Origin of the sequence: Sphingomonas sp. PSPC2-2, from assembly GCF_049897725.1 — a bacterium.
GTDB lineage: Bacteria > Pseudomonadota > Alphaproteobacteria > Sphingomonadales > Sphingomonadaceae > Sphingomonas.
Window position 1 is genome coordinate 1 of record NZ_JAFCWU010000024.1, and the last position, 8,799, is coordinate 8,799.

The following is an 8,799-nucleotide window of genomic DNA, read 5'->3' on the forward strand; positions in this document are numbered from 1 at the left end:
ATCTCCACGGCGGTCGGTTGACCAGCGGAATGGAGAGCCGTGTGCATTGAAAGGTGCAAGCACGGTTCGGGGGGAGGCGCTGGAACATCCTCGAAAGAGGCGTTCCGCGTCGACCCTACCGGAGACAAGGCAAACGCCTTGGCTCCGTGAGCTTTGATCCCGGCGTCCGTCCAGGACGACGGGATCTCTAGCGAATAGAGCCGTCATCGGGCGATGAGCCCGATGCGCCCCCACCTTCACCTGCTTCTTCCGGCGCGCTGTAATCGCCGTTATAGTCACGGTGTTCACAGCCCGATTAGCGTTGAACACGAGGCCCATATGGCAAAGACACTGGAACAGGAGCGTTTGGCGTTCGAAGAGGATGCGCGTCGGCTGGAAGAGCGGCGCAGAAGGCTCGAAGAAAAAGAGCGCGAGCAGGCCATTTTGACGGTCGAAAGATCAGGCTTGCTCAAGCTCGAGGCCAAACGGCTGGCGGCCCTCACCGACCGGATCAAGACCCTCGGAATCGAGGCAGTCGAGAAGCGGCTGGCAGCCTGACCCTGACCCGCCGCGCCAATGGCGCGGCACGGACATGGGGGGTTCGATGCCCCCCATGTCCGTACCTCTCCCAGCAAAAAAAAGGGAGAGGCCGGAGCCCCTCCCCTGATCCTTTAGAACTCGTCGGACATCCGGCCCGGGACCGTGTGGACCACCCGGTCGATGAGCGTCATCGGCAGCGCATTGTAGTCGCCTTCGTCGATGGCGACGTAGCGCCCGGGCGCGTCCTCGATGACGTGCTGATCGAAGAAACTGTGCAGAGCGCGACGCTCGGCGAAGGCCAGCGCGGCGAGATAGTTGGCGGTGTCGGCATGGGCGGCGGTCGTGATGATCTGCATGTTGTCCTCCTGTCGTCTTGAATGACAGGGGAAAGGTCGTCGTTGAGGGAGCCGCCGGGTCAGGGACGCCGGCACAGCCGGCGCCGCGTAGCGGCGGTGGGGGTCACGATTTTCTTCGGCGGCCACCGCCGCCGAAAGGAAGCACTGCCGCTCGCTCCGCCGAAGAAAATGGTGGGGCCCCGCCGTCCTTGACGCGGTGGCTCCCTCAACGACATGTTCGGAATTCTGTGAGAGATTTTATCCTCTGATGGGGGCGCACCGGCTGCCATTTGCGCGTGGCAACCTGAACTTAAGGTGCGACACCTACGGTAGCGCCGTGAACGAACAGGTTTCTATTGCCGCCGGCGACACCGTCGTGTGGGCGAGTGTCCATGAGGCGGTCAATGCATGGCGCGGCCGCTGCCTGAACGCGTTTTCGCGCGCCGAATATGCCGTGTCCGAGGCGCTGGACCGGTTGGCTCAGGACGCGGAGCGAGGAGCCCTGGTAAAACTCCCTCATCTGGTAGGCCAGCGCTTCGAGGCATTGGCTGCTGCGATCGCCCCGGACGGCCCGTTCGGTGACGGCGCGGCCACGGTTCTCAAGACGCTCCAGGCATTCCGTGACCATGACAGCGTGCGCGCGCCGCTTTGCCACGGCCTGGGCAAGATCAGCGTCGATCAGGCCGGTCGTTGGACTTTGGTCGTGCGGATGACGTCGTTCAAAAATCGGCGTGCGGAGCGGACCATGTTCGTCTGGGAGGAAGAAGAAGCGCGCCACCTGGCCGACCGAATTCATGCTGACGCGCAGCGCCTCCAGTCCAAGCTCGCCCTCCTATCCCCGAATAACGAACGCACTCCGGCCGGTAGCGGTTGCGGCTCGATGAGGCCCGCGCGCGGGATTGGAGATGGTGAGAAGTGACCTTCTGGTTGGTTCAACCAAGGCGCTGTGTTAGGCCCGAGAGGCGCTGCGGACGGCGGCGCCGGGACTGGTAATCCCGTCGAGTACGGCAACTCGGTGTGGTCTTCACGCCGGGGTGCCTGCGCATATGTCCAGGTGCCTCGGCACTAAAAGCGTAGGCGCATGTCTCGACGTGTTACCAGCCCCGGCTCCCGCGCCCAGCGCGCGGGAGTTGTCTGGGAAGGCGCACCAGCACTGTTGCGACATGAGCGTGCCTCCGAGTTGGCGATATGGAACATCACGAGAAGGACTCGGCCGTCACCCGGGCGGTGGCACTGGCGCTGATGCGGCAGGCTCAAAATCTGCTTCAGGACGTAAAAGAAGAAGCGAGCGTCACGCAGCTTCAACGCGCGATCGACACGCTTCTGCGGAAGCGTCCGGATCAAGCTCCCGGCGCATCTTGAAGCGCGCGCCAGGCCGGATTTTCCAGAACGCGAAAGGGCGGCAGGTTCGCACCTGCCGCCCCGTCGTTCATTTCTTTTTGCCGCCCTGTTTGAGGGCAGTGATTACAGCCGCGAGTCCAAACAGGATCTCTGCGAAATTGTGCCATTCCATCGCTTTGACTTCCAGCGATGGGGACGCGCCCCCAGATTGAAGGGGTAATACGTTGCAACGCGCTTGCTCGGTGTTTTGAGAGGCCGAACCTCTATGTTTCCATGTTTCGCTTTTGGATCTGGGTTCGCTGTTTGCTGGTTTTTCGGGTTCGCTGTTTGGATCTGAGTTTTGCTGGCTGTTTTTCGGTTTGCTGAGTTTTGCTGGTTTCGAGTTTTCGGTGTCGCTGGTTCTGATTCGCTGTCCATGGAAGGGCGTGGCCACGCCCTTATAGGGAAGATCGGGACAGGTCGGGTCGATTTCAAGGCTTGAGACAGGCGGGCAAAAAAGGGGCGCGCCAGCGTTAGCGGCGCGCCCTCCTTCGTCGGCGGGTTTGGACGGAGGCTAGGCCCATTCCAGCCGCGAAGTGTCGTCGGCATCTGCGGTCGCGAGCAGCTGATCGAGCTGGTCGAGATAGGCCGTCACGCCGTGCTCGGCGGCGCGGCGCCGGACGGCCGGATTGGCGAGCCGGGCGCGCACCGTATCGATCGGGATTTCGCCGACGCTGTCGGGGCGAAGGCCAAGGCCTTCGAGCAGTGCGAACGCATTGGCAGAGGCCAGGTCAAGCTCGAGGCCCATGTCTGATGTCAAGGCGACCGCCAAGTTGATCGTGCCGCTCTCGTCGACGCGGTAGACGCTCACCCGTCGGCAACGAAACTGCGCTTCCTCGACAACGCTGATGACGTCGGTCTGGAAGTCGAAGATAACGGTCACCGCAGCGAGCGCCAACGGGCAGACCCGCGCTTCGAAATGATAAGACAGGAACGCGTCTTCGGCCGAGTCAGGATCGAGAAGCGTGGTGCCGGTTCGCTCGCTTTCCTCGCGAAGGAACGCTCTGAAGGCAGCCAGTTGGCGGGCGTTGATGGCGGCGATCGGACGCGGCTGATCGTCGGCGGCGGTAGCTATGCGGAACGTGATGGACATCTCGTCCTCCCTCGTTGGAACCGCTCGCTCGCTCCTCCTCTTCTTTATCCGTCTCGGGGGGTCCGGGCACTTCAGCGCCCGTAGAAATCATTCTCCAGCGACCGCTCCACACTAGCGAGCATGCCGGTCGCCCAATCACCAATGACGCAGTCGGCGGTCCAGGCCTTGAGCGGCGCCTTGAAGCTGCTGAGATGCGGATTGAGCGACCCGCCCCAAGAGCTGGGATAGATGCGTTCGCGAAGGGCCTCGCGGAAACGCTTGCGGCCGCCATAGAGCTTGGCGAGCTGTTGCAAGGCAGGATGCCAGGCGAAGACTTCGCCATTTTGCTCAAGGATCGGGAAGAAGGTGAGGAGGAACCCGATTCGGGCATCCGGATCGGCCTTCACCCAATCGAGCATGAGCTTTAGCGGTACCTCGAACAGTGCGCCGGCGCCGGTACGCGTTTCGTCATAAGCGAACGGCTTGGCCGCCGAGACGATGGCATTCAGGCGCTCGCGTTCAACGCGGGTCGCGATCTCGTAGAAGCCGGCCAGGACCGGCCAGACTTCATCCGGTGCGTGCCTGACGACCATCGCCAGCCCCACGCGCAGCGCGTCCGAAGGACGGCCGTAGCGCGCGCCCGTCGTGCGGCAGGCCTGTTCGATCTGGAGGGCGACGGCGCGCGCAAAAATCTTGTCGATCGCGGCGGACGCTTCGAGCGCTTGGAACAGCCGGTCGTAATTATACTCCGAGTTCGCCGCATGGCCGTCGCTATCATCGGCGATCGAGGGCGAAAGCAAGGCGAGCTTCACCAGTTCGATCATCTCGGCCGACGGTGCCTTGTTGTCGTGCAGGAGGAGCGAGAGGATTTCGAGCGCCGCCCATCCGCCGCCGTCTTCACCTCGATCGAGCAACGCGGCAATGAACCGCTCGAGCGCGGCCATGGAGACCTGCTCGAGGCGCCTGCCATGGGAAATCACCGTGCTTTGGCGGGGCGAGACCTTGCCCTCGCGGACATCCGTGGCGAACTCGTCCAGCCGGTCGTCGGTGACCCGCAGCGACGTTGGTATATAGATCGGGTTCGCCGCGAAGATCTCGGATGCTCGCGCCATGCCGACGAGCTTTTTGACATCGTCAGGCCGTTCGGTGAGCCGCTTGTCGAGCGCTGAGAGGAGCGTCCCGACGAAGTTCACGCCTTCATGGTTGCCGCTGGCATCGAGCGCGCGGACCGCGTGCTCGAACGCAGACACCGGATCGGGCAGATGGTCGGCAAGGGCGACAGCAAAGGGGCCAGGCGTGTTCAGCTTTTGAGTGGCGAACGCCTCGATCGCGCGGAAGCGTTGGTCATCATCTCCGGCAATGCCGGGCGCGAGCGTGGCCACAATTCTGGCGGACCGATCATAATCGGGTCTCTCCTGGTCCTGTGCGTAGCGCTTGTCGGGATCGTGGAGGTCGGACATCCAGAAACGGCTATGGAGCAGGGCCTGGTCGACGGGATCTCTGGGGAGCGTCGCGTCGTAAAGGGCGCGCACCGCGCGCGAGAACTTGGTCGGCTTTTCCGTGCTGTCGAAATAGAGCCAGTCGCCGATGCTCTTCGTGGCGCGGAAATAATGGCCGGCGCCCGCGACGACCTCGCGCACGAAAGCGTCGATCGCCGGGAGAAGCTCAGGCGCGAGCAGGTTGCGCAAGTCGCCCGCGACATGCTCCTCGATCGCCGCGCGCAGTTCCGGGGCTTTGCCCCAGATTTCGCGCAGACGCTCCAGCGCCCAGTTGAAATAGGCGTACATCGTGCTCTGGTCGGGCGGCCTCCATTCGGGACGAAAGGGCTCGGCGCCGGTCTGCTCGAACTCCGCAGAGCGGGTGAGATAGGTCTGGATCATGCCGCCGAGCGCCTCGACGCCGGCGCGCCGAATGCGTGGGTCGTCTTCTTCCAGCGCCTCCTCCAGCGCCTCACGGCGATGACGATCGTCAGCCTGTGTTCCGGCCGCCGCGACCTGGAAGATCTGGCGTAAAAGACTGACGATCGGCGGCGAACCTTCGGTCTCGGCGACGGCAGCGAGGCGCAAGATCATTCGAGCGGCAGCCCAGAAGCTGTCCTCTCGGCCCGCGAGAAACCGCAGGGCGTCGATCAGCGCGTCGGTGACGGGGATCGCGGCAAGATCGTCGAGCGGCGGTCGGCCAATGGCGTCGAAAAGTGCTCTGGCGATGCGATCGGGCTCGACGCGGACGACGGCCGAAAGATAGGCCGCCGCGTCGGGATGCACGATCTTGTCGTCGGCGAGGATGCCGCGCAGGAGAATGTTGATGACCGCGCTCAACGTCGGCGACGGCCTGAGATAGCGCCACCTTGCGAGCGTCGCATCGCGGTGGTGCGGCATCGCCCGATCGAGAAAGTCGACTAGAGTCGAAGATCGCAGATACTCAAGCCGCCTTCGACCGAGGAAATCGGCGATCGGCCGGGGCTGAGCGTTCATCGCGCCATAGTTGCGACCGACCAGATGCTGCCCTGCGGCGATGACGAGATTCTCGTACATCAGCTCGCCCTTCATGTGGACGAGCGTCTCGGCGATGTCGTCGAAATCTGCCGGATTGTCGTCGGGCGAGAGCTTTTCGAAGAGCGAGAGGCATTCCAGAGCGCGGATGGTCTCGCGGTGGGCACCGGCGGCGTGAAGCATCTGCTGGGCGACATCGTCGGCCGACTTGAGGATGCTCCTCTTCCCATAGGTTTCGATCGCCAGCACGGCGATCCTGGGGAAGCCGTCGCAGAAGTCTGTAAGATAATCGAGTTCGTCGCCTTTTGCTTTGGGAAGGCCGGCCTTCAGGATGGCGCGAATGGTGGAACGATCGGCCTGGTTGGGCCGGATCATCACGCACTGATCGTCATGGTCGATGCCATCGGCGCCGAGGGTGATGATGCGAAGCTCGCTGTCGGCCGCGCGCGCGATCTCGTTGAGGCGGCGCGCCTCTTCGAGCGGGCAGCCATCGACGACGAGGACTGCGACGGAGCGCTCCTTGACGATCTGGTTGGCGACCTTCCACAGGTCGTCGCGCACCTCACGATAGTCGCAGAAGATAAAATTGGCGGCGGTCGAGCCCCCGCGCAGGCCGGTGCTGGTGCTGAGGGCGTGATAGAGCGACCGCGTCTTGCCGATACCCGAGGCGCCCCAGATGCGAGCCGATGTCCGAGGCTGGTCCAGTTCGTCCGCCAGGCGCTCGGCGAGCTGCGAGAAGTCGATCGCATCGGCGGTTTGAGGCCCCAGCGAGAACCGGCGGTCGGGGCTGTCGACGAAGGGCGGCGTCGTTATGTCGGCGCGCGTCCCCCAATGATCGAGCGTGGAGAAACCGGCGAGGTCGATCCTGGCGTTGATCTGCTTGATCCAGACCGCGACGGCGGGGTGTGTACTGGCCCAGGCGGCAAGCGCGTTGCCCTCATAGACCTTGATCGCCGCGAGCTTGTCGGGATTGCCACCGGCCAAGATGATACCCTGCCGGATCGCCTCGACGCGGTCATCGGGCTTGGGGTTCACAAGCGGCTTGGCGGTTATCCCGATATAGCTGCCGCCGCGGTCGAGCGCGCCCTGGACGGCGTCGCTCAGCGCCTTTTTCTCGATGCGCGGCGGTTGGGTCGGCTTCGTCCAGACCTCGCGCTTCCATTGTGCGTCGCCGCTGTCCTTGGCTTTGCACTGGAAGACGATGTCGCGGCCCGGGAAATAGTCGGTCGAATCCTTGCCGCCCTCCCAAAAGATGCTTCCGTCCTGGCCGCCATCGGCCACCGTGATCTGGAGAGGAACCTCGACGCCCCGCAGCGGAACGCCAGCCTTGCGGGCTTCCGCATAGAGCAGGCGGCGCAGCAGCCCGACGAGCTGGTCGCCCGTAAAGTCTTTGATTTCGTCGGGATGGATCGTGAACATCCCTCCCTCCTATCGTGACTGCTGCGCCGGCGAAACGAAAGGTTGTTCCACGACCGAAGGTCAGTCCCGGGCGGCGCGAAGGGGCTCGATGCCCCTGAGCGCCGCATGCCGACGCAAAGAAAAAGAGGAGAGGCCCCGGCCGCAGCCAGGACCTCTCCACAAGGGGCTCACGCCCGCTGTGCGGTGCGCTGATGCGCGAGGCGGACGATGTGCAGCGGGACGCCGGCCTGCCGCAGCTTCTGTGCGAGGTTCTGCTGGATGCCTGACCCTTCGCAGATGACGGCTTCAACCGGCTTGAGGTTGAGGATGCGGTCGTTGCGGACAAAGGCGGCGCGGTTGCCCTGGCTCCGGTCAAGCCGGAACTGTATGACCTTCACGCCGCGCGAGGCCGCCCAAGCGTGCGCCACGGCATCGCAGCCCTTGGCCTGAGCCGTGGTCGCAAGGATCATTTCCGGGATGCGCGCCTTGATGCCATCGAGTCCGTTCCAGAGCAGATCGGCATCTTCCCATGCCTGTCCTCCGGAGAATGCCACCACCGGTCCCTCGGGGGCGAACTGCTCGCGCCGCTCCCGGGCACGCGAGGCCAGATAGTCGCGGGCATCGATCATCGAGGCGTTGAGCGCGCTCGACACCCGGCTTCCCCGGACCGGGGAGAATGGTTTGCCGGTCTCGACGCGGTACATTTCGGCGGCGTGGTCGCGCATGCACTCCATGGCCTCGCGGCACCCCTGCAGCGTCTGGCAGAGCAGCTGCGTGTCCTCCAATTCGGTCGCGTAGATTTCTGACGGATCGTAAGCACGGGCGAGTTCTCCCAGCTTCTTCGCAGCGTCGTCCTCCCGCCCTTCGATCCGCTTGGCGACGACATGGAAGCTGTTGGCGAACCCCCAGACCAGATCGGTGGCAAACGGCTCCATGCGCGTGTCGCGCAGCACATCGAACATCGTCTGCATCATCATTTCGACAGCCGCTCGCACCTGCTCCGGATCGGGCATGTCCAGCGCCTCGGGCGCTTCGACAATGCTCAGTTTCGCCATCTCGCTATGCTCGATGAACGCTCCCTCATAGGTCTGGGTCAGGTCTTCATTTTCGCGCGCGGCCGCAATGTGGCTGGCGAGGTCGGCAAAGTTGGTGAAGTTGGTCATGATAGCCTCCATGAATCTCATCCATTCGATGAGGCTTCTCATTCGACGTGCGGCGGTCGTGGCAGTCAGGGACGTTAACCGGGAAGCCGGCGCAGCCGGACCCCGGTTAACGCCGCGCCAGCGGGGAGTGGGGGAGCCGATTTTATCGGGGCCCAGAACGAAGCGAAGCGAGAGTGGCGGGCCGCGCGAAAATTGGGGGAACCGCTCATCCTTGACGGGCTCGGATCCCCGCACGTCATATCTAGGCATTCAGAGAGAGAGATTTTTTAAGGTACCCCCTCGCCCCAAGGGCCACCGCAAGGTGATCGTTACCCGCAGGGCGTGCGCCGTTGTGGCGCGAGAAGAAAGGAGTGTTCTACCGAACGAAACTTACTGGCACAGTTTCTGCCTGACCGACTTACCGGTGTCGGTGATGAGCCGGCTGAGATTCCGAAAGGGAA

General features: G+C 63.7%; 8 protein-coding genes. 3 read left to right on the top strand and 5 right to left on the bottom strand.

Features of this window, described 5'->3' with window-relative positions; genetic code table 11:
• The first annotated feature begins 318 nt into the window (after nt 1–318).
• Nucleotides 319–537 carry a hypothetical protein gene (locus ACP7BY_RS20740; RefSeq protein ID WP_010405780.1) on the top strand — a complete coding sequence of 73 codons (219 nt, stop codon included), beginning with the start codon at nt 319–321 and terminating at the stop codon, nt 535–537.
• 113 nt (nt 538–650) lie between these two features.
• On the opposite strand, the gene ACP7BY_RS20745 is transcribed toward ACP7BY_RS20740, so the two are convergent.
• Nucleotides 651–875 carry a hypothetical protein gene (locus ACP7BY_RS20745; protein WP_010405781.1) on the bottom strand — a complete coding sequence of 75 codons (225 nt, stop codon included), beginning with the start codon at nt 873–875 and terminating at the stop codon, nt 651–653.
• A 316-nt stretch (nt 876–1,191) separates the two neighbouring features.
• Here ACP7BY_RS20745 and ACP7BY_RS20750 point away from each other — a divergent pair, with 316 nt between their 5' ends.
• The gene (locus tag ACP7BY_RS20750; RefSeq protein ID WP_137903285.1) at nt 1,192–1,773 is read left to right on the top strand and encodes a hypothetical protein; all 582 of its coding nucleotides are present in this window, start codon (nt 1,192–1,194) and stop codon (nt 1,771–1,773) included.
• Nucleotides 1,774–2,042: 269 nt separating this feature from the next.
• Complete coding sequence (locus ACP7BY_RS20755) at nt 2,043–2,216, top strand: hypothetical protein (RefSeq protein WP_154651314.1); 174 nt, start codon at nt 2,043–2,045, stop codon at nt 2,214–2,216.
• 67 nt (nt 2,217–2,283) lie between these two features.
• Here the strand turns inward: ACP7BY_RS20755 and ACP7BY_RS20760 are convergent, their stop codons facing one another.
• The 4 genes from ACP7BY_RS20760 to ACP7BY_RS20775 all read right to left on the bottom strand — a co-directional run bounded on the left by ACP7BY_RS20760 (nt 2,284) and on the right by ACP7BY_RS20775 (nt 8,359).
• Nucleotides 2,284–2,628, bottom strand: a complete 345-nt coding sequence (locus ACP7BY_RS20760; protein WP_137903286.1) for a hypothetical protein — start codon at nt 2,626–2,628, stop codon at nt 2,284–2,286.
• 120 nt (nt 2,629–2,748) lie between these two features.
• On the bottom strand, nt 2,749–3,327 hold the full coding sequence (locus ACP7BY_RS20765; RefSeq protein ID WP_010405783.1) for a hypothetical protein: 579 nt from the start codon (nt 3,325–3,327) through the stop codon (nt 2,749–2,751).
• Nucleotides 3,328–3,398: 71 nt separating this feature from the next.
• The gene (locus ACP7BY_RS20770) at nt 3,399–7,217 is read right to left on the bottom strand and encodes a hypothetical protein (RefSeq protein WP_010405784.1); all 3,819 of its coding nucleotides are present in this window, start codon (nt 7,215–7,217) and stop codon (nt 3,399–3,401) included.
• Between the two features lie 167 nt (nt 7,218–7,384).
• Nucleotides 7,385–8,359 carry a DUF2493 domain-containing protein gene (locus ACP7BY_RS20775; protein WP_029622706.1) on the bottom strand — a complete coding sequence of 325 codons (975 nt, stop codon included), beginning with the start codon at nt 8,357–8,359 and terminating at the stop codon, nt 7,385–7,387.
• Nucleotides 8,360–8,799: the final 440 nt, after the last annotated feature.